Below are 18,916 nucleotides of genomic sequence, written 5' to 3'. Positions count from 1 at the left end.
GCACGGTTTGGTGGCGGGTGCGGGTTCAGGTTAGTTGGTGCCATCACGCCGCACGGGATTGGATCCGGGCCGTTCAGCGACGGCGCCGTCGACGCCTCGTCCGGCACCGCCCCGACACCCCGAACGTCGGCGCGCGGGAAGTACTCCGGATGCCGACACGGTGGGGGTAGGCGTTATCGGGGGCTTGTGGACGTTTCGGGGGCGGTCATCGGGTAGATCGGCTGCGACGTGCCTGGCGGAGGGGGGCTGCGGGCGGCATGGTGACGCTCGTTCTGGCCTACGCCGTCGTCGCGGTCGGCGTGCCCTGGGCGCTTGGGCGGCATCGGCGGGTGATGGCGTGTGCGGCCGCGGTGCTTCCGGCGGTGACGGTGGGGTGGGCGCTCGCGCGGGCCGGGGACGATGTCACGGAGACGGTGGGGTGGGCGTCCGAGCTCGGGTTGGCCGTCGATCTGCGGCTCGACGCGTTGGCGGTCGTCATGCTGGTGCTCGTCGGCGGGGTCGGGGCGGTGGTGCTGTGCTACTCCGGCTGGTACTTCGAGCGGGCCGAACGGTTGATGACCGGGACGTTGGTGGCGTTCGCGGGGGCGATGACCGGGCTGGTGCTTGCCGACAACCTGCTCGTGCTCTACGTGTTCTGGGAGCTGACGACCGTCAGTTCGTTCATTCTGATCGGCGCTCCTCGGCCGGATCTGGCGGAGTCGCGGCGGGCGGCGACCCAGGCGCTGTTGACGACCACGGCGTTCGGGCTGGTCATGCTGGTCGGGTTCGTGCTGCTCGGGCAGGCCGGGGGGACGTACCGGATCTCCGTGTTGGTGCACGAACCGCCCGGCGGTGCGGCGGCGGACGCGGGTGTCGTGCTGGTGCTGTTGGGTGCGTTCGCCAAGTCGGCGCAGGTGCCGTTGCACGCGTGGCTTCCGGCGGCGATGGTGGCGCCTACGCCGGTGAGCGCGTACCTGCACGCCGCGGCGATGGTGAAGGCGGGTGTCTACCTGGTGGCGCGGCTCGCGCCCGGGTTCGCCGAGACCGGTGTGTGGCGGCCGATGGTGGTGGTGGCGGGGCTGGTGAGTCTGGTCGTCGGAGGGCTGGTCGCGTTGCGGCAGGACGATCTGAAGCGGCTTCTCGCCTACGGGACGGTGAGTCAGCTCGGCCTCCTGATGGTCCTGTTGGGACATGGGACGCCGACGGCGGCTCTTGCGGGCATCGCCTTGTTGCTCGGGCACGGCTTGTTCAAGGCGCCGCTGTTCCTGGCGGCCGGTGCGCTGGAGCACCAGACGGGGACGCGGCGCGCCGAATGCCTGTCGGGGGCGGGACGGCGCCTGCCGGTGCTCGCGGTCGCCGGAACGGCCGCGGTCGCGTCCATGATCGGGTTGCCGCCGTTCCTCGGGTTCGTCGCGAAGGAGGCGGCGTTCGAGGCGTTCGCCCATGGTGGGGTGGACGCCGCCGTTCTCGGTGGGGTGGTGGCGGGGTCGGCGTTGACCGTGGCCTACGGTGTGCGGTTCCTGCATGGGGCGTTCGGTGGGGCGTCGGACGGGACGCCGGGTGGAGAACCGTGGGGGCTCGTGCTACCGGTGGTGGTGCTGGCTGTCGCCGGGTTCGCCCTGGGCGTGTACCCGGGGCCGGTGCGGAGCTTGATTGAGCCGTATGTGGGAGTGGCCGATTACGAGCTGGCCTTGTGGCATGGGCTCGGGCTGCCGATCGGGTTGTCGGTGCTTGCATTCGTGGTGGGTGCGGGACTGTACGTCATGTTCGGGCGGTCGTTTCCGGCGAAGCCGGTGTGGAGGTCGGTTCCAGACGCTCAACGGGTTTATGACGGTGTGATCGAGGGCGTGTACGGCGTCGCGCACGCGGTGACGAAACGCCTGCAGATCGGGTCGTTGCCGGTCTATCTCGCGGTGATCGGGGTCATGGTGCTGGTCCTGCCCGGGACGGCGCTGGTGGTGGGCCTGATCGGTGGGGATGGCCCCTCCTCGGGGACGCTTCGGGCCTGGGACGACCCGGTGCAGCCCGTGCTGGCCGCGGTGGTGGGCGGGTGCGCGATCGCGGTTGTGCGGGCGCGGCGCAGGTTGTCGGCGGCGTTGCTGCTCGCCGGAGTCGGCTACGGGATGGGCGGCCTGTTCGTGGTGCACGGCGGGCCGGACCTCGCGCTCACGCTGCTGGTCGTGGAGACCCTGTCGTTGATCATGCTCGTGCTGGTGTTGCGGCGGTTTCCGGACCGGTTTCCGCCGCGTCGCCGCCGGGCGCCCGCCGGTGTGATCAGCCTGTGCCTCGGCGGGTTCGTCGCGACGTTCCTGGTGATGGCGGCGCTGAGCCGGAACACCGCGCCGGTCGGGCCGCGCTACGAGACTCCCGCGGCCGAGGAGGAGGCGAACAATGTCGTGAACTTGATCCTGGTCGAGTTGCGGGCCCTGGACACGCTCGGCGAGATCACGGTGCTGGCCGTCGTGGCGATGGGCGTGTCGGGGCTGATGTTGTCCCGGCCGGGGGGATGGCGGCCGGTCCGTCCGCCCACGGCGGGGGAGGAGGCCGCGCGGGAACCTCGGAAACGGTGGCTCGCGACGCCGGGCCGTCCGCCGCTGGGCGGGTCGTCGGTGGTGCTGGAGGCGGCGGCGCGGCTGCTGGGGCCGACGATCCTGGTGTTCTCGTTGTACCTGCTGATCGCGGGGCACGGTCGTCCCGGCGGCGGGTTCGTGGGCGGGCTCGTGGCGGGCATGGCGTATGTGCTGCGCTACCTGCCGGGCGGGCGGCGGGAGCTCGCCACCGCGGTGCCCGTGCGTCCCAGCGTGCTGCTCGGCGGTGGCCTCGGGCTCGCGGTCGCGACCGGCGCGGCGGCGTGGACGTCCGGCGGCCAGTTCCTTCAGGGGGACGTCTGGGACGCGACGGTACCGGTCCTCGGGGAGGTCAAGGTCCCGACGAGCCTGTTCTTCGACGCCGGGGTGTACCTGCTGGTGCTCGGGCTGGTGCTGACGATCCTCGCCACGCTTGGCGCGAGTTTGGAGGACGACACGTGAACGAGCCAGCGCTGGTTCTCGTCGTGCTCGTCGCGGTGCTGTTCGCCGCCGGGTTCGACCTGCTGATGGAACGGTCGCTCATCCGCGTCGTGGTCGGCTTCATGCTGCTCGGGCACGGCGCGAACCTCGTCCTGCTGCTGGCGGGCGGGGCCGCCGGGACGTCGCCGATCCTCGGGGAGGGCGAGGGGCGCTCGGCGGACCCGCTGCCACAGGCGATGGCGCTGACCGCGATCGTGATCACGTTCGGGGTGACGGCGTTCCTGCTGGCCCTGGCCTACCGGAGCCGGGTGCTGCTCGGCGAGGACGAGGTCATGGACGATGTCGAGGACCGCCGGATCTGCGAGGACCGATGAACGTGCTCGTGCCGCTGCCGTTCGTGCTGCCGTTGGCGGGCGCGGCGCTGGCGATGATCAGCCGCCGGCGGGAGGCGTGGCTGCGCGTCCTCGCCCCGCTGGTCGTCGCGGGCGTGGTCGCCGCCGCGGGCGGGCTGGTGGCGGTCGTCGCCCGTGACGGGGTGACCGCCGTGCAGATGGGCGGCTGGGCCGCGCCGCTCGGCATCACGCTCGTCGCGGACCGGCTGTCGGCGCTGCTGCTGGTGGTGTCCGCCGCCGTCCTGCTCGCGATCATGCTGCACGCGGTGGCGGAGGGCGCCGGTGGGCTCGGGCCGCACGAACCGGGCGTGTTCTATCCGGCGTACCTCGCGCTGACCGCCGGGGTGTGCCTGCTGTTCCTCGCCGGCGACCTGTTCAACCTGTTCGTCGCGTTCGAGGTCATGCTCGCGTCGAGTTACGTGCTGATGACGCTCACCCCGACGGCGGAGCGGATGCGGGCCGGAATGACGTACACGGTGGTGAGCCTGACGTCGTCCATCCTGTTCCTGACCGCGCTCGGCGTGACCTACGCGGCGGCGGGCACGGTGAATCTGGCCGACCTGTCGGTGCGGGTGGAGGGTCTGCCGTCCGGGACGCGTTCGGCGCTCGGCCTGCTGTTCCTCGTCGTGTTCGGCATCAAGGGCGCGATCGCCCCGATGCACCTGTGGCTGCCCGACAGCTATCCGGTCGCGCTCACCAAGGTCACGGCCGTGTTCGCGGCGCTGCTGACCAAGGCCGCCATCTACGCGCTGATCCGCGTCCAGACGCTGGTGTTCCCCCGTGACCAGATGTCGTGGGTCATGTTGGGGCTGGCGGCGGCGACGATGCTCGTCGGCACGCTCGGCGCGCTGACGCACGACGACGTCCACCGGGTGTTCTCGTTCACGCTCGTCGGTCACATCGGCTACATGCTCTTCGGGTTGGGGCTGTTCAGCGTGGCCGGGCTCACCGGGGCGATCCTGTACCTCGTCCACCACATCGTGGTTCAGGCGACGTTGTTCCTGGTCAGCGATCTGATGCAGGGACGCGCCGGGGAGATCTCACTGAACCGGCTCGGGGGGCTCGCGCAGCTGTCGGCGGTCGTCGCCGTGCTGTTCTTCGTGCCCGCGTTGAGCGTGAGCGGGGTGCCTCCGACGTCCGGGTTCGTCGCCAAGCTCGCCTTGTTCCAGGCGGGGCTCGGTGAGGGACGCCCGCTCGCGTACGTCGTCACCGGGGTGGCGGTCGCGGCGAGCGTCCTCACGCTCATGGCGATGGCGCGCATCTGGACGCTGGGGTTCTGGCGGCCGAAACCGCGGGACGCCGCCGAGCCGCCCGCGGAGGAGGCCTACACGCGGGGCGGTGTGCGGGTCATGCAGTCGGTGACCGCCGTGATGCTCGTGGGCGGGCTGCTCATCTCGGTGTTCGCGGGGCCGCTGTCGGTGTGGAGCCGCCACGCCGCGAGCGATCTGCTCGACCCGGCCCCCTACCGGAACGCGGTGCTGGACGGGGCGGCGCGATGAACGACGGGTTGCGGCGAGCCGGTGCGCGACTCGGCATGGCCACCTGGCTGCTCGGCGTGTGGCTGCTGCTGTGGGGACGCGTCGACGCCCTCACCCTGGCCGGCGGGGTCGTCGCCGTCCTCGTCGCCTACGTGGTGAGCAGGCTGCCCACGGTGCCGATGGTCACACGGATCCGGCCGCTGCGGCTCGCCGTGGCGGCCGGGGAGTTCGCGTGGGACCTGCTCGTGTCGAGCCTCGTCATCGGTTGGCACGCGCTGCGCGCACCGGGACGGGTCAGGGGCGCGATCGTCGAGGTCGAGGCGCGGTCGCGGTCCGAACTCGTGCTGCTCGCCGTCACCACCAGCGTGTCCCTGCGGCCCGGCACGCTGCTCGTCGACCTCGACTGGGACCGCTCCCTTCTGCGCATCCACGGCATGCCCGTCCGCGACCCCGAGGAGGCGGACGCCATGCGGGAGAGCGTGCTGCGCACCGAACGGCGGCTGATGCGGGCCCTCGTGGCACCGGACGACGCACGACGAACGGAGGACGACCGATGAGCATCGTGTACGCCGTGACGATGGCGCTGCTGGGCGCCGCCGTCCTGATGACGACCGCGCGGCTGGTCCGCGGACGGACGCCCTTCGACCGCATCATGGCGGTGGACGTCCTGACCGTGCTGCTCGTCAGCGGCATCGCGGTCCGCGCCGCCGCCGTCGACGAACCCGCCAACGCCACCCTTCTCGTGGTGATCGCGCTGCTCGGCTTCGTCGGGTCGGTGACGGCCGCCCGGCTCGCGGCGGAACGGGCGGAGGACCGCACATGATCGCCGGTGACATCGTCACGGCGGTGCTGCTGCCCGCGGGCGCGGCGTTCTCCGCCGTGGGCGCGCTCGGCGTGCTGCGGTTCCCCGACCTGCTCACGCGGCTGCACGCGGCGACGAAACCGCAGACGATCGGGCTGCTGCTCATCCTCGCGGGCGTGGCGCCGCAGGCCGATTCCGTCGCGGCCGCCACCCCGCTGCTACTCGTCGCGATCTTCCAGCTGATCACCGCGCCCGTCGCCGCGCAGACGATCGGCGCCGCCGCCTACCGGGCGGGCGCGATCGACCCCGACACCCTCACGCTGGACGAATCCGACGGCCGGAGATGAGTCACTCCACGGTGGCGGGGCTCTCCCCGGCGATGTACTCGGCGAGCAGGTCCTCCTCGGAGGCGCCGCGCCGCCAGTAGCCGGTGAACTCGACGGCACGGCGGTCCATGCCGCGGTCCTTCACCAGGTGGCGGCGCAGCGTCCTGACGACCGACGACTCGCCCGCGATCCACGCGTAGGCGCCGTCCGGGACCTCCGCCGCCCGGACGGCGTCCGCCAGCCCGCCGGGGGACACCCAGGTGATCTCCGCGTCGGCGGCGGTCGGCAGGTCCTGCCGGTCGTCCGGGTGCGGGACCTCGATCCAGACGCGGGCCGGGGTACCGGCGGGCAGCCACGCGAGGTTGCCGGCGATGGCGGGCAGCGCGGTCAGGTCGCCGGCCATCAGCACCGGGGCGCCGGTCGGCGGCCGGAAGTCGTAGCCGCCGTTGTCGGGACCGGTCGGGCCGAGGGCGGCGACCCGGTCGCCGGGACGGGCCGCCGCGGCCCAGGCGGCGGCCCGGCCGGAGCCGCCGTCGTGGTGCAGCGCGAAGTCGACGTCGAGTTCGCCGGGACGCTGCTCGCGCACGGTGTAGGACCGCATGACGCCGCGTTCGGCCGGGTCCAGGGCGCGCCAGTCGGCGAACCACGTGTCGCCGCCCCGGCCGTCCGGCATCACGGGCGCGTCCTGGTGCGGGTGGGGGAAGAACAGCTTGATGCGCTGGTCGCGGCCGGCGGAGACGAACCGGTCGCCGGGAGTGTCCGCGTCGAGTCCCGTCCCGCCGTAGGTGACGCGGACCATGGACGGACCGAGCCGCTCCGTCCGCACGACGTGCAGGTCGAAAAAGGCGTAGGGATGTGCGGGCGTGGTCACTTCGCTGCCTTTCAGCCGGTCTTCTTGGCGGACTTGACGGACGCGGCGAGCGCCTCCAGGATCGGCGCGCACCCCTCGTAGGAGAAACGCGGCTCCGGCTGCCACGGGATGACCTGGCCGGCCTGCACCGCGGGCAGGTCCTTCCAGGACGGTTTGCCGCCGAGGTCCTTCGGCTGCAGCGCCTGGGTGCGGGAGTCGAGCATGATGACGTCGGCCCTGTACTTGCCCGCGTTCTCCCAGCTCAGCTCCTCGAAGTAGCCGTTCTGGCCCGGCTTGTCCGGAACGATGAGCTCGACGCCCAGCTCCTTGAAGTAGATGAGGTCGGTGTTCTTGTTCGGGCTGGAGGCGTAGAAGAGGTCGGGGCTCGCGGACGCGGCCAGCACCTTCAGGCCCTTGTTCTCCGCGGCCGCCGCGCGCAGCGCCGCGGCCGCCTTCTCGAACCGGGCCTTCGCGGCGGTGACCTTCGGGGAGTTCAGATCGGCGCCGAGCGCGGCCGCGAGCGCGGCGGTCCGCTCGATCGGCTTGGGCAGCGCGACGGCGCCGCTGGCGATGGCGACGCTCGGCGCCAGCGCGTAGATCTTGTCCTTGCTTTCCACGGGGACGTAGAAGAGCTCGTTCTCCACGAACATGTTGTCGACCAGGAGTTCGGGACGGAGCGCCGCGTACTTCTCGATGTTGAACTCGCCGAACGCGTTCCCGATGATCTCCAGCCGGTCGACGGGCAGGTTTCCGGCCTGTGGGTCGGGCCCGCCGTCCTTCAGCTTCGTCGGACCGAACACGCCGACGAGCTGCCGGTCGACGCCGAAGTCGTGGAGGGCGGCGGCGGTGCCGACGTAACCGACGACGCGTTTCGGTCGCGCCTTGAGTTCGACCTTCGTGCCGCGGTCGTCGGTGAACGTCCAGGCGCCGCCCGACGACGCCGAGCCGCCGCCGTTGTCGCCGCCGCACGCGCTGATCAGCGCGCCGACGGCGAGAGCGCCGCCCGCGCTGAGCAGCCCCCGCCGGGTGAGGCCGTTCCGGGAAAGCTGACGGAGATCGGACTTCGACATTTAGGACGCACTCCAGGGATCAACTACGATGGCCGTATTCCGGTCGAACGGGGCTTAGGTTAACCTAACCTAAGTTTGCTTTCCCACGTCCCCCCGGAGCACGCCAGGTGTTGCTGACCAAACCGTCGTCGCGCGCGCCCGCCGTCGAGCGGTCACCCGGCGCACGGCGGGCGGCCGGGCTCATCGGCGCGTCGTTGTTCCTGCTCACCGCGTGCGCGCTCAGCCTTGCGGTCGGCGCCAAGCCGCTGTCGTTGGGGGAGGCCTGGGACGGGCTTTTCCACGGCGACTCGTCCGCGTACACGATCGTCCACGAGATGCGGCTCCCACGGACCCTGCTCGGGCTGCTCGCGGGCACGGCGCTCGGACTCGCGGGCGCGGTCATGCAGTCGCTGACCCGGAACCCGCTCGCCGACCCCGGGCTCCTCGGCATCAACGCGGGCGCCGCCGCGGCGGTCGTGTCGGCGATCTCGTTCCTCGGCATCACCTCGTTCACCGGGTTCGTGTGGTTCGCGTTCGCGGGCGCCGGATCGGTCGCGGTGCTGCTCTACGCGGTCGGCGGCGGGCGCGGCGCGACCCCGGCGCGGCTCGCCCTGGCCGGGTCCGCGCTGAACGCCGCGCTGTTCTCCTACGTGAACGCGGTGCAGCTTCTCGACACCTCGTCCCTCGACCGGATGCGCTTCTGGACGGTCGGGTCGCTCGCCGCCGCGCAGGACCACACGATCGTGCGCGTCGCGCCGTTCGTTCTCGTCGGGCTCGTCGCGGCGCTGCTGCTGGCGCGTCCGCTGAACGCGATGGCGATGGGCGAGGACACCGCCCGCTCCCTCGGCGCCGACCCCGCGCGTGTCCGGATCGTCGCGATCGTCACGGTGACCCTGCTGTGCGGCGCGGCGACGGCGGCATGCGGGCCGATCATCTTCGTCGGGCTGATGGTGCCGCACTTCGTCCGCGCGCTGACCGGGCCCGACCTTCGCTGGCTGCTGCCGTACTGCGCGGTCATCGCCCCGGGGCTGATGCTGGCGGCGGACGTCCTCGGACGCGTCGTCGTACGCCCGTCCGAACTCCAGGTCGGGATCGTGACGGTCGTGGCGGGTGGGCCGGTGTTCCTGTACTTCGTCCGGCGGCGGCGCGGGGCGGTGTCCTCGTGAGCGTCATCAGGACCCCGGGCGGGCTCTCGTTCCGCTTCCGCACGCGCGCGTTCGTCGTCTCGGCCGTGTTCCTCGCCGTGGCGCTCGGCACGGGCGTGCTCCTCATCGGCAGCGGCGACTTCCCGATGAGCCCGGCCGACGTCGTCCGGACGCTGCTCGGGCGGGGCACGCCCGCCGACTCCCTGATCGTGAACCAGATCAGGCTCCCACGCGTCGTGGCGGGGCTCGCGGTCGGCGCGGCGCTCGGCCTCGCCGGGGCGATCTTCCAGTCGCTGGTCCGGAACCCGCTCGGCAGTCCCGACGTCCTGGGCTTCGTGCAGGGCGCCGCCACCGGCGTCCTCGCCGTGATCGTGCTGACCGGCGCGGGCAGCGTCGCGGTCGCGGCCGGGGCGGCGGGCGGCGGGCTCGCCACCGGACTGGTCGTGTACCTCGTGGCCGGCCGGCGCCACGCCCACGGCCAGCGGCTGATCCTCGTCGGCATCGGCGTCTCCGCGATCCTCACCGGCGTGAACGGCTACCTGCTCACCCAGGCGCACATCACCGACGCGGCCCGCGCCGTCCTGTGGCTGACCGGCAGCCTGGACGGCCGCGACTGGGCCGACTCCGCGCCGGTGCTCGTCGCGCTCGCCGTCCTCGGACCGCTCGTCCTCGTCGGCTGCGGGCGGGCGCTGCGGATGCTGGAGATGGGCGACGACGCGGCGCACGGGCTCGGCGTGCCCATCGAACGGGTCCGGCTCATCATGCTCGCGGCGGCGGTGCTGCTCACCTCGTTCGCCGCGGCGGCGGCCGGGCCGGTCGCGTTCGTCGCGCTGACCGCGCCGCAGCTCGCCCGGCGCCTCAGCCGCACCCCGGGCCCGAACCTGCTGCCCGCGGCGTGCATGGGCGCCGCGCTGCTCGTGGTCGCCGACTGGACGGCTCAGCGGGCCTTCCCCGGCCACCAGCTCCCGGTCGGTGTCGTGACCGGGCTCCTCGGCGGCGCGTACCTGGTCTGGCTCCTGGTGACCGAACGCAAGACGGGACGGATCTGAGAAATGGCTCGACTCACCGGCACCGGGCTCAGGCTCGGCTACGACGGACGCACCATCGTCGAGAACCTCGACGTGGTCGTCCCCGACGGGTCGTTCACCGTGATCGTGGGTCCGAACGCGTGCGGGAAGTCGACTCTGCTGCGGGCCCTCGCCCGGATCCTGCGGCCGTCCGGCGGGGCCGTCGTCCTGGACGGCCGTCCGATCGTCGACTGGCCCGCCAAGAAGCTGGCGCGCACGCTCGGGCTGCTTCCGCAGTCGTCGATCGCGCCCGAGGGGATCACGGTCGCCGACCTGGTCTCCCGGGGCCGGTACCCGCACCAGAGCCTGCTGCGGCAGTGGTCGACGGAGGACGAGCGGATCGTCACCGAGTCGATGGAGGCGACCGGCGTCCAGGACCTCGCCGAGCGGACGGTCGACGAGCTGTCGGGCGGGCAGCGGCAGCGGGTCTGGATCGCGATGGCGCTGGCCCAGCAGACCCCGCTGCTCCTTCTGGACGAGCCGACGACCTACCTGGACATCGCGCACCAGATCGAGGTCCTCGACCTGTGCGCGCGGCTCCACGAGGAGGGCCGCACGGTCGTCGCCGTCCTGCACGACCTCAACTCCGCCGCCCGCTACGCCACGCACCTGATCGCCATGCGGGACGGCCGGATCGTCGCCGAGGGCGACCCCGGCTCGGTCGTGACCGCTCAACTGGTCGAGGAGGTGTTCGGGCTGCCGTGCCGGGTCATCGACTGCCCGGAGACCGGAAGCCCGCTCGTCGTCCCGGCGGCGCGCACCCGGATCAACGCGGTGGGCTGAGCACCCCGGGAATGGTTGTAGCCTTCCAATGGTTGTAGGCATACAACGATTGGAGGCGGGATGCCAGAGCTCACCCCCGGGCGCCGCATCGCGGTGCTGGCCATCTGTTGTATGAGCCTGCTCATCGTCAGCCTCGACAACACGATCCTCAACGTCGCGCTGCCGACGCTCCAGGACGACTTCGACAGTTCCCTCTCCGGACTCCAGTGGACGATCGACGCCTACCTGATCACCCTGGCGTCGCTCTTGATCCTGTCCGGCTCCACCGGCGACCGGATCGGCCGCCGTCGTGTGTTCCAGACCGGGCTCACGCTGTTCGTCACCGGGTCCGTGCTGTGCAGCCTCGCGCCGTCCCTCGACCTGCTCGTCGCCGCCCGGGTCGTCCAGGCGGTCGGCGGGTCGATGCTCAACCCCGTCGCCATGTCGATCATCACGAACGTGTTCACCGAGCCGCGCGAGCGGGCCCGCGCCATCGGCGTCTGGGGCGGTGTCGTCGGCATCAGCATGGCGATGGGGCCGCTCGTCGGCGGGCTGCTCGTCGAGTCCGTCGGCTGGCGTGCCATCTTCTGGCTGAACGTGCCGATCGGGGTGACCGCGTTCGTGTTGACCGCGTTGTTCGTCCCCGAGTCCCGGGCGCCGCGCCCGCGCCGTCCCGACCCGCTCGGCCAGGCCCTGCTGATCGTCTTGCTCGGGTCGCTGACGTTCGCCATCATCGAGGTCCCCGGACACGGCTTCGGCCACCCGATCGTCTACGGCGCCGCCCTCGTCGCCGCCGCGTCGCTCATCGGGTTCGCCCGGCACGCGGTCCGCGCCCGCGAACCCCTCATCGACCTGCGCTTCTTCCGCAGCGTCCCGTTCGCCGGCGCGACCGTCATCGCCGTCAGCAGCTTCGCGGCGCTCGGCGGGTTCATGTTCCTCAACACCCTCTACCTGCAGAACGTCCGCGGGCTGTCGGCGCTCGAAGCCGGGCTGTACCTGTTGCCGATGGCCGCGATGACGGCCGTGTCCGCGCCGCTGTCGGGACGGCTCGTCGGCCGGCGCGGCCCGCGCCTGCCACTCCAGATCGCCGGTGCGGCGATGCTCGGCAGCGGGCTGCTGTTCGCCGTGTTCGACGGCGAGACCCGCGACATCACCCTGTTCGCCGCGTACGTGCTGTTCGGCATCGGGTTCGGCGCCGTGAACTCCCCGGTCACCAACACCGCCGTGTCGGGGATGCCGCGCGCGCAGGCGGGGGTGGCCGCGGCGGTCGCGTCGACCAGCAGGCAGGTCGGGCAGGCGCTCGGCGTCGCCGTCTTCGGCGCCGTGCTCGCCGCCGGGATGTCCGGCGCCTTCGCCGCGTCCGCGTTCGAGTCCGCCGCCCGCCCGGCATACTGGGTCCTGGTCGGGTGCGCCGCCGCGGTCCTCGTCCTCGGAACGGCCACCACCGGCCGCCGGGCCGCCCGCAGCGCCGCGCGCACGGCCGGTCTGTTCGACGCGGAGGAACGTCACGTGACGGGAGCGAGCGCCCCATGACCGAGCCCGCCACCCAATCCACCGAGGCGCCGGACCCGCGCTCCGAGATGGCGGCGCGGGCCTGGCACAACCTGCGGATCCTGATGCACGAACGCGCCGACCGGCGGCATGAGGCCACCGAGGCGCTCGGCATGAGCTTCATCCGGATCAAGGCGCTGCGCCATATCGTCGCCGCCAAGGAGCCGATGACGCTGCGCGACCTCGCCGACGACCTGCTCACCGACCGCCCCTACACCACCCTCGTCGTGGACGACCTGGTCGGTCGCGGCCTGGTCGAACGGTCCACGAACCCCGCCGACCGCCGCTCCAAGATCGTCACGGTGACCGAGGCGGGACGTGCCGCCGCGGCCAGGGCCGAACGCATCCTGGACAGCCCGCCGCCGATCCTGCGCGACCTTCCGGCGGAGGAACTGGTCGTCCTCGACCGCGTCGCCGCCCGCCTCGTCGCCGACGCCTGACGTTCATCCTCTCCGCGCCGCGCATACGTATGTCCGGGCATGACGGAGTCGGCACCGCACCTCCCGAAACGTCCCCTGACCACCCTCGCCCTCGCCTGCGCACTGGCCCTCACCAGCGCGTGCGCGCTCGACCCCTCCCCACAGCACACCAAGCCCGCCGTTCCTCGCGCCGCCGCGTTCGACGAGGACGAGTTCCGAGAGGATCTCCGCACGGCTGAGACGATCACCGACGACTACTGGCGGCGGCACTGGAACCGGCTGTTCACCGGCCGGTACAGGTCACCGCGCGTCGTCGGACTCTACGACGGCCGCGATCTCCGGACGGTGCCGCGATGCGACGGCGAGCCCCTGGCCCGGGACAACGCGGCCTACTGCCCGTCCGGGGACTTCGTCGCGTGGGACGCGCACCTGATGCGGTCGGGGTACGCGCGCGGCGACGCCTGGGTCTACCTCGTGATCGCGCACGAGTGGGGACACGCCGTCCAGAACCGGCTGCGCCGCGGCCTGGTGTCGCCCGCCGCCGAACTCCAGGCCGACTGTCTCGCCGGCGCCGTGCTGTACGGGTCGTCGGACGACGGCACCCTGCGTTTCGAGGACGGCGACGAGCAGGAACTCGTCGACGCCTTCCAGCTCATCGGGGACGAGGCGCCGTGGACGAAGCCCGGCGACCACGGCACGGCCGTCGAGCGCCTACGGAACTTCGCCAGAGGCGGCACGAACGGCGCACAGGCCTGTTTCACGGAATCACGAACGCAGGTGCCGTTCCACGGACTCGACCTTGGCGTCGAGCGCCCCGGTCACACCGGGCCGCAGGTCGGCCTTGACGACCAGGCTCACCCGCGGCGCCCTGGCCGCGACGGCGTCGGCGGCGGCCTTCACCACGGCCATCACCTCGTCCCACTCGCCCTCCACGGTCGTGAACATCGCGTCGGTACGGTTCGGCAGCCCGCTCTCGCGCACCACCCGCACCGCCTCCGCGACGTACTCTCCGACCTCCTCGCCCACGCCGAGCGGGGTCACCGAGAACGCGACGAGCATGAACCCTCCTAGGGCTGAAGGACGTGCCGTACCACGATCTCATCCAGCCTGCGCTCGACGATCGCCCCCACCGGCCAGTCGCGGACCAGGCACCGCATCAGCGCCGCCTCGTGCTCGGCGAACGCCGGGTCGCAGCCCTGCTGTTCGAGACTCGATCTGATCGCCAGGACGTAGTCGTCGCCGGTGAACCCGGGGATCTCCCGAACCATCGCGGTGGTGGTGGCGCGATGGGAGTTGAGCCCGGCGAACGAACGGCCGCAGCCGCAGCCGCCGTCCGGGTCGTCCTGGTCACGGGCGCAGACCATCCCGATATGGACCAGTTCACCTTCGACGCACCAGTCGAAGTCGTTGTCGCGGAATCCCTGGGTGGAGTTGGTCGCGGTGAGCAGCTTCATGGCCATACCCCCTCGGCACGTCCGGTGGCCCCACCGTACGACGAGGGTCTGACGTAACGTCGGGAGCATGAGCGAAGACGACGTTCTGGTCCGGCGCGACGGAGCCTTCACCACGATCACGATGAACCGTCCGCGCCGCCGTAACGCACTGTCCCGGGCGTTCCTGCTCACTCTCACCGAAGCGTTCCGCGAGGTGGGAGCCACCGACGCCCGCGGCGTCATCCTCGCGGCGAACGGCCCGGTCTTCTCCGCCGGGCACGATTTCGCCGACATGACGGGCGCCTCCCACGCCGACGTCCGCGACCTGCTCCAGGTGTGCACCGAGCTGATGCGGACGATCCAGTCCGTCCCCCAGGTGGTCGTGGCGCGCGTGCACGGTCTCGCCACGGCCGCGGGCTGCCAACTCGTCGCGAGCTGCGACCTGGCCGTCGCGGCGACCAGCGCGGGCTTCGCGACCCCCGGCGGAAAGGGCGGCTGGTTCTGCCACACCCCCCTGGTCGCGATCTCCCACAACATCGGCCGCAAACGCGCCGCCGAGATGGCCCTCACCGGCGAGATCTTCGACGCCGCCACCGCCGCCGACTGGGGCCTGATCAACTACGCCGTCCCCGACGACGACCTGGACAAGGCGACCCACGACCTGCTCCAACGCGCCACCCAGGGCAGCCCCCGCAGCAAGGCCCTGGGCAAACAGGCCATGTACGCCCAGTTCGACCGCCCAGAATCCGACGCCTACACCTACGCGATCGAGGTGATGGCCGCGTCCGCCCTGACCCCCGAGGCCCAGGAGGGCATGACCGCCTTCCTCCAAAAACGCCCCCCAACCTGGCCCGCCTGACCCTCCGCTGAGCCACCCCGCCAGATGGGCGTATGAAAGAGGTTCGGTTCAGCTCTCCCCGCATCTGCCCTGACAGTGAGGCTGACTTCGGACCAGGGCCCCCAGAGGGGGTGCCCCGCTATGTGTTCAGGCGCACCGACATGCGAACGTTTCGAGAGAGTCCTACAGCTCTCCCCGCATCTGCCCTGACAGTGAGGTTGCTCCCGAACCTCCCAAGGGGGCGGAGCCCTTCATCGCGAGTCCCGGGGTGTCGTCAGGCGGGCGTTTCGAGAGAGCCTTGTCGCTTGCCGCCAGGGTGCAGAGCCCCGCGATGCGTGTTCAGGCGAGCGTTCGAAGATGCACTCTCGGCTTTCCCCGCATCCGCGCCGACGGCAAGGCCAACCGCAAACCCTAGCCGCAGGGGGAGCCCCCACATCGAGGCCCTGGAGTCACCCCCCTCGGCTTTTCCCGTATCCGCGCCGACAGCAAGGTTGACCGCAAACCCCAGCCGCAGGGGGCGTGGGGGCGGAGCCCCCACATCGGGGGTCTGGGGGTCGCCCCCCAGAAAGACATGGCGAAGGACCCCCGGTCCGCGCTCTCCGCGGACACACCTCGCCTAGGTCCGTAGGGCGGGCGGGACTCGAACCCGCGACCCAGAGATTATGAGTCTCCTGCTCTGACCGGCTGAGCTACCGCCCCGGGCGTCCCCCGGTGACGGTGGGGGCGTGGCCGGTTGTCATCTTAGCGGCGGGTCGTTCGGAGGGGCCACCGAGATTGGGGCGGGTCCTACTTGAGGAGCAGCGAAGTCATCCTCGGTACCGAGTGACGGTTACGGGTACCCGTCGGTAGGGTCCGGCGTATGTCCAAGCGCATTCTCGTTCTCGTTCTTTTGTTGCCGGGGTTGTTGTTCGCCGCGGCGTGTGACGGGGGCGGGTCGGATGAGCCCGGGAAGAAGGCGGACTTCGTCGCCGCGCGGACGTTGCGGGATGCGGCGCAGGCGATGGGGAACGTGAAGAGCGTGGCGTTCACGATGAAGTCGGACGGCAGGACGCCGGTCATCGTGAAGGGCGGCGACATGAAGCTGCTCCGCGCCGGGGACGCGGAGGGAACGTTGACGGTCGAGCAGCAGGGCCAGAACGTCGAGATGAAGGTCGTCGCGTTGGGCGACAGCATCTATATCAACGCGGCGACGGGCGGGTGGCGCAAGCTTCCGAAGGCTTTGGCGGCGACCATGTACGACCCGTCGGCGGTGTTGGATCCGCGGCGAGGGATCGCGGGGTTGTTGACGTCGGCGGCGGAGCCGCGGGCGGAGGCGGTCGAGAAGGTGGACGGTAAGGAGACGAACCGGGTCGCGGCGCGGTTGCCTCGGGAGCAGGCGGCGGCCTTGATCCCGGGGATCGACACCGACCTTGAGGGGCAGGTGTGGGTGAGCCGGACGGATCATCGGCTGGTGAAGGTGCGCGGCCGGTTCCCGAAGGAGCGGGGCACGGTGACGATCTCGTTCACGGAGTTCGACGCGCCCTACAAGTTCAGCGCGCCGCGGTGAGGGGGCGCCGCCGGGTCGCGGTGGGGGCGGGCGGCGCGGTGGTGCTGCTGGCCGCGCTGGACGCCTATGTCGTCACGACGATCCTGGTGCCGGTCGTCCGGGATCTCGACATTCCGATCAACCGGCTGGAGCGGGTGACGCCGGTTCTGACCGGGTTTCTGCTGGGGTATGTGGCGGCGATGCCGTTGCTGGGGCAGTTGTCGGACCGGTTCGGTCGGCGGCCGTTGATTCAGGCGTGTCTGCTGTTCTTCGCGGTGGGGTCGGTGGTGACGGCGCTGGCGGACGGTGTGCCGGTGCTGACGGCGGGACGGGTGGTGCAGGGCGTCGCGGGCGGGGCGCTGTTGCCGGTGACGATGGCGCTGGCCGGTGATCTGTGGGACGCGCGGCAGCGGCCGGTGGTGCTCGGCGCGGTGGGGGCGGCGCAGGAGTTGGGGAGTGTGCTCGGTCCGCTGTACGGGGCGGGTGTGGCGGCCGTCGCGGACTGGCGGATGATCTTCTGGGTGAACGTACCGCTGGTGGCGGTGGCGATGGTGGCCGTCCAGTACGCGGTTCCGGGCGGGCGTGTGGAGGGGCCGCGGCCCGGGGTGGACGTGGTGGGCGGGCTGCTGCTGGCGGTGGGGCTCGGGCTGCTGGTCGCCGGGGTGTACAACCCGGAGCCGGAGGAGTCGGCGCTGCCGCCCTGGGGGCTGCCCGTGCTGGTGGCCGGTGTGGTCGTGCTGGTGGTCTTCGTGCTCTGGGAGATCAGGGCGAGGACGAGGCTGCTCGACCTGTCGGGTGTGCGGCGGGGGCCGTTGCTGGCGACGTTGGGCGTGAGTCTGCTGTCGGGCGCGGCGCTGATGGTGACGTTGGTGGACGTCGTGCTGGTGGCGCAGACCGTGCTGCGCAAGGACGCCACGGACGGCGCCCTGCTGTTGACCCGGTTCCTGGTGGCGTTGCCGGTCGCGGCGGTCGCCGGCGGGGTGATCGCGAGGCGGGTGGGGGAGCGGTGGCCGATGGCGGCGGGCATGGCGATCGCCGCCGTGGGCTATCTGCTGATCGCGGGGTGGCCCGCGAATCTGGCGGACGCGTCGTACGGGCCGCTGCCGAGGATGGACGTCGATCTCGTCGTCACCGGGTTCGGGCTCGGGCTGGTGATCGCGCCGGTGTCGTCGGCGGCGCTGGCGTTCGTCCCGGCGGCCCGGCACGGTGTGGCGTCGGCCGCCGTGGTCGTGGCACGGATGATGGGGATGCTGCTCGGCATCTCCGCGCTGTCGGCGTGGGGGTTCCACCGGTTCCACGCGTTGACGGCCGATCTGCGGCCGCCGCTGCCGTTCCTGATGCCGAAGGACGAGTTCGCCCGGCAGTTGAAGATCTACAACGCGGCGGTCCAGGACGCGCTGCGCACCGAGTACCAGGAGATCTTCTGGATCACCGCCGGGCTGTGCGTCCTCGGGGCCCTGCTCGCGTTGGCCGTCCACGGCACCGACCAGGATCAAAACCGAAACCATGGCCGAAAGTGGACATCAATCCCGCATGGCGGGCGTGATTCCGGAAAGGATTCGGCCAGCGGTCAGGTGCCGATCAACGGACTCGGGAATATCCTGGGAAAAGATGGCCGAAGATGAAGGCTGAGGGCCTCTTGCCGGGAGGGAACTCCCCGGGGAGGTGACGCAAGTGCGCAGGTCCGGCAACGGGCGCGGCGACTCGCCGCTCGTCAGGGCGCGCAGGCGGCTCGGTCTGGAGCGCAACGCGCTGCGCCGCCGGGTCGACCGCGTGCAGCGGGCGATCGCGTTCGCGCTGCTCATGCTGCTGCTCGTCATGGCGCCGCCGCTGGCGGCCCTGACCGGGTCCTGGTCCTATGACGCGGGGATGCGCGCGGAGAAGGCCGAACGCGCCGACCGCCGCCAGGTCGTCGCGACGGTCACCTCGACGGGCGGGATCGGTACGTCCGGTGACCGGTACGTCCACGAGACCGTCCAGGCCTCCTGGCAGGCCCCGGACGGCAAGGTCCGCTCCGGAACGCTGCCGAGCTGGAAGAACGCCAAGGTCGGCGCGCAACGGGTCATCTGGGTCGACCGGTCGGGCGACCCGACCGTCCGTCCCCGCCCGCACAGCCGCACGGTGACCGACGCCGCCTACGCCGGCGCCGCGACGGTCCTCGGCGCGGCGATTCCGCTGGGGATCGCCTACCTGCTCGTCCGGCGACGCTGCGACCGGCACCGGGACGAGATGTGGGAGGCCGACTGGGCGCGGATGGACGCCGACGCCGGGCAGAATCCGCGTTCCTGAAGG

At 71.7% G+C, this 18,916-nt stretch carries 19 protein-coding genes, 1 tRNA gene and 1 pseudogene; 16 read left to right on the top strand and 5 right to left on the bottom strand.

Annotated elements, in window-relative coordinates; genetic code table 11:
• The first annotated feature begins 257 nt into the window (after nt 1–257).
• Genes mbhE through mnhG form a run of 6 tightly spaced genes read left to right on the top strand, consistent with a single transcriptional unit; the run spans nt 258 to nt 6,006 of the window.
• Nucleotides 258–3,008, top strand: coding sequence for a hydrogen gas-evolving membrane-bound hydrogenase subunit E (gene mbhE / locus BZB76_RS36380; RefSeq protein ID WP_121435179.1), 2,751 nt, complete (start codon nt 258–260; stop codon nt 3,006–3,008).
• Nucleotides 3,005–3,361, top strand: coding sequence for a Na(+)/H(+) antiporter subunit C (locus tag BZB76_RS16180; protein ID WP_121435178.1), 357 nt, complete (start codon nt 3,005–3,007; stop codon nt 3,359–3,361). The genes mbhE and BZB76_RS16180 overlap by 4 nt, the downstream gene beginning before the upstream one ends.
• The gene (locus tag BZB76_RS16175) at nt 3,358–4,878 is read left to right on the top strand and encodes a Na+/H+ antiporter subunit D (protein WP_121435177.1); all 1,521 of its coding nucleotides are present in this window, start codon (nt 3,358–3,360) and stop codon (nt 4,876–4,878) included. Before BZB76_RS16180 ends, BZB76_RS16175 begins: the two co-directional genes overlap by 4 nt.
• On the top strand, nt 4,875–5,414 hold the full coding sequence (locus BZB76_RS16170) for a Na+/H+ antiporter subunit E (RefSeq protein WP_121435176.1): 540 nt from the start codon (nt 4,875–4,877) through the stop codon (nt 5,412–5,414). Before BZB76_RS16175 ends, BZB76_RS16170 begins: the two co-directional genes overlap by 4 nt.
• Nucleotides 5,411–5,680, top strand: a complete 270-nt coding sequence (locus tag BZB76_RS16165; protein WP_121435175.1) for an MrpF/PhaF family protein — start codon at nt 5,411–5,413, stop codon at nt 5,678–5,680. The genes BZB76_RS16170 and BZB76_RS16165 overlap by 4 nt, the downstream gene beginning before the upstream one ends.
• Nucleotides 5,677–6,006, top strand: coding sequence for a monovalent cation/H(+) antiporter subunit G (mnhG, locus tag BZB76_RS16160; RefSeq protein WP_211343024.1), 330 nt, complete (start codon nt 5,677–5,679; stop codon nt 6,004–6,006). The genes BZB76_RS16165 and mnhG overlap by 4 nt, the downstream gene beginning before the upstream one ends.
• A 1-nt stretch (nt 6,007) precedes the next feature.
• Here the strand turns inward: mnhG and BZB76_RS16155 are convergent, their stop codons facing one another.
• The gene (locus BZB76_RS16155; protein WP_246006981.1) at nt 6,008–6,856 is read right to left on the bottom strand and encodes a siderophore-interacting protein; all 849 of its coding nucleotides are present in this window, start codon (nt 6,854–6,856) and stop codon (nt 6,008–6,010) included.
• A gap of 11 nt (nt 6,857–6,867) precedes the next feature.
• Complete coding sequence (locus tag BZB76_RS16150) at nt 6,868–7,905, bottom strand: ABC transporter substrate-binding protein (RefSeq protein WP_121435174.1); 1,038 nt, start codon at nt 7,903–7,905, stop codon at nt 6,868–6,870.
• A 107-nt stretch (nt 7,906–8,012) separates the two neighbouring features.
• Between BZB76_RS16150 and BZB76_RS16145 the strand changes: the two genes are divergently transcribed.
• From BZB76_RS16145 to BZB76_RS35885, 6 genes and pseudogenes are all read left to right on the top strand, one after another.
• Nucleotides 8,013–9,050 (top strand): FecCD family ABC transporter permease, encoded by a 1,038-nt coding sequence (locus tag BZB76_RS16145; RefSeq protein WP_170180644.1) that lies wholly within the window; start codon nt 8,013–8,015, stop codon nt 9,048–9,050.
• Nucleotides 9,047–10,078 (top strand): FecCD family ABC transporter permease, encoded by a 1,032-nt coding sequence (locus tag BZB76_RS16140; RefSeq protein WP_121435173.1) that lies wholly within the window; start codon nt 9,047–9,049, stop codon nt 10,076–10,078. The genes BZB76_RS16145 and BZB76_RS16140 overlap by 4 nt, the downstream gene beginning before the upstream one ends.
• 3 nt (nt 10,079–10,081) lie before the next feature.
• Entirely contained in the window at nt 10,082–10,879 is a 798-nt protein-coding gene (locus BZB76_RS16135; protein ID WP_121435172.1) for an ABC transporter ATP-binding protein, read from the top strand.
• 60 nt (nt 10,880–10,939) lie between these two features.
• Complete coding sequence (locus tag BZB76_RS16130) at nt 10,940–12,391, top strand: MFS transporter (RefSeq protein WP_121435171.1); 1,452 nt, start codon at nt 10,940–10,942, stop codon at nt 12,389–12,391.
• Entirely contained in the window at nt 12,388–12,849 is a 462-nt protein-coding gene (locus BZB76_RS16125) for a MarR family winged helix-turn-helix transcriptional regulator (RefSeq protein WP_121435170.1), read from the top strand. The genes BZB76_RS16130 and BZB76_RS16125 overlap by 4 nt, the downstream gene beginning before the upstream one ends.
• A gap of 39 nt (nt 12,850–12,888) precedes the next feature.
• Nucleotides 12,889–13,566, top strand: a pseudogene (locus BZB76_RS35885) (neutral zinc metallopeptidase); the annotation flags it as partial.
• 27 nt (nt 13,567–13,593) lie between these two features.
• Here BZB76_RS35885 and BZB76_RS16115 read toward each other — a convergent pair.
• Nucleotides 13,594–13,887 (bottom strand): MTH1187 family thiamine-binding protein, encoded by a 294-nt coding sequence (locus tag BZB76_RS16115; RefSeq protein WP_121435516.1) that lies wholly within the window; start codon nt 13,885–13,887, stop codon nt 13,594–13,596.
• A gap of 8 nt (nt 13,888–13,895) precedes the next feature.
• Nucleotides 13,896–14,282: a DUF7715 family protein gene (locus tag BZB76_RS16110; RefSeq protein ID WP_121435515.1), complete on the bottom strand. Its 387-nt coding sequence runs from the start codon at nt 14,280–14,282 to the stop codon at nt 13,896–13,898.
• A 67-nt stretch (nt 14,283–14,349) separates the two neighbouring features.
• Between BZB76_RS16110 and BZB76_RS16105 the strand changes: the two genes are divergently transcribed.
• A complete protein-coding gene (locus BZB76_RS16105; protein ID WP_121435169.1) occupies nt 14,350–15,120 on the top strand; it encodes an enoyl-CoA hydratase-related protein in 771 nt (256 codons plus the stop codon).
• 604 nt (nt 15,121–15,724) lie between these two features.
• Here the strand turns inward: BZB76_RS16105 and BZB76_RS16100 are convergent.
• Nucleotides 15,725–15,798, bottom strand: a tRNA-Ile gene (locus BZB76_RS16100).
• 160 nt (nt 15,799–15,958) lie between these two features.
• Between BZB76_RS16100 and BZB76_RS16095 the strand changes: the two genes are divergently transcribed.
• The 3 genes from BZB76_RS16095 to BZB76_RS16085 are packed head-to-tail and all read left to right on the top strand — an operon-like array spanning nt 15,959 to nt 18,913.
• On the top strand, nt 15,959–16,645 hold the full coding sequence (locus tag BZB76_RS16095; protein ID WP_246006980.1) for an LppX_LprAFG lipoprotein: 687 nt from the start codon (nt 15,959–15,961) through the stop codon (nt 16,643–16,645).
• Entirely contained in the window at nt 16,642–18,249 is a 1,608-nt protein-coding gene (locus BZB76_RS16090; RefSeq protein WP_121435168.1) for an MFS transporter, read from the top strand. Before BZB76_RS16095 ends, BZB76_RS16090 begins: the two co-directional genes overlap by 4 nt.
• A gap of 49 nt (nt 18,250–18,298) precedes the next feature.
• Entirely contained in the window at nt 18,299–18,913 is a 615-nt protein-coding gene (locus BZB76_RS16085) for an Rv1733c family protein (RefSeq protein WP_121435167.1), read from the top strand.
• Nucleotides 18,914–18,916 lie beyond the last annotated feature (3 nt).

It is taken from the genome of Actinomadura pelletieri DSM 43383, assembly GCF_003634705.1.
Classification (GTDB): domain Bacteria; phylum Actinomycetota; class Actinomycetes; order Streptosporangiales; family Streptosporangiaceae; genus Spirillospora; species Spirillospora pelletieri.
The sequence above is the reverse complement of the archived record's forward strand: the minus strand, read 5'-3'. Positions and strand labels throughout refer to the sequence as shown.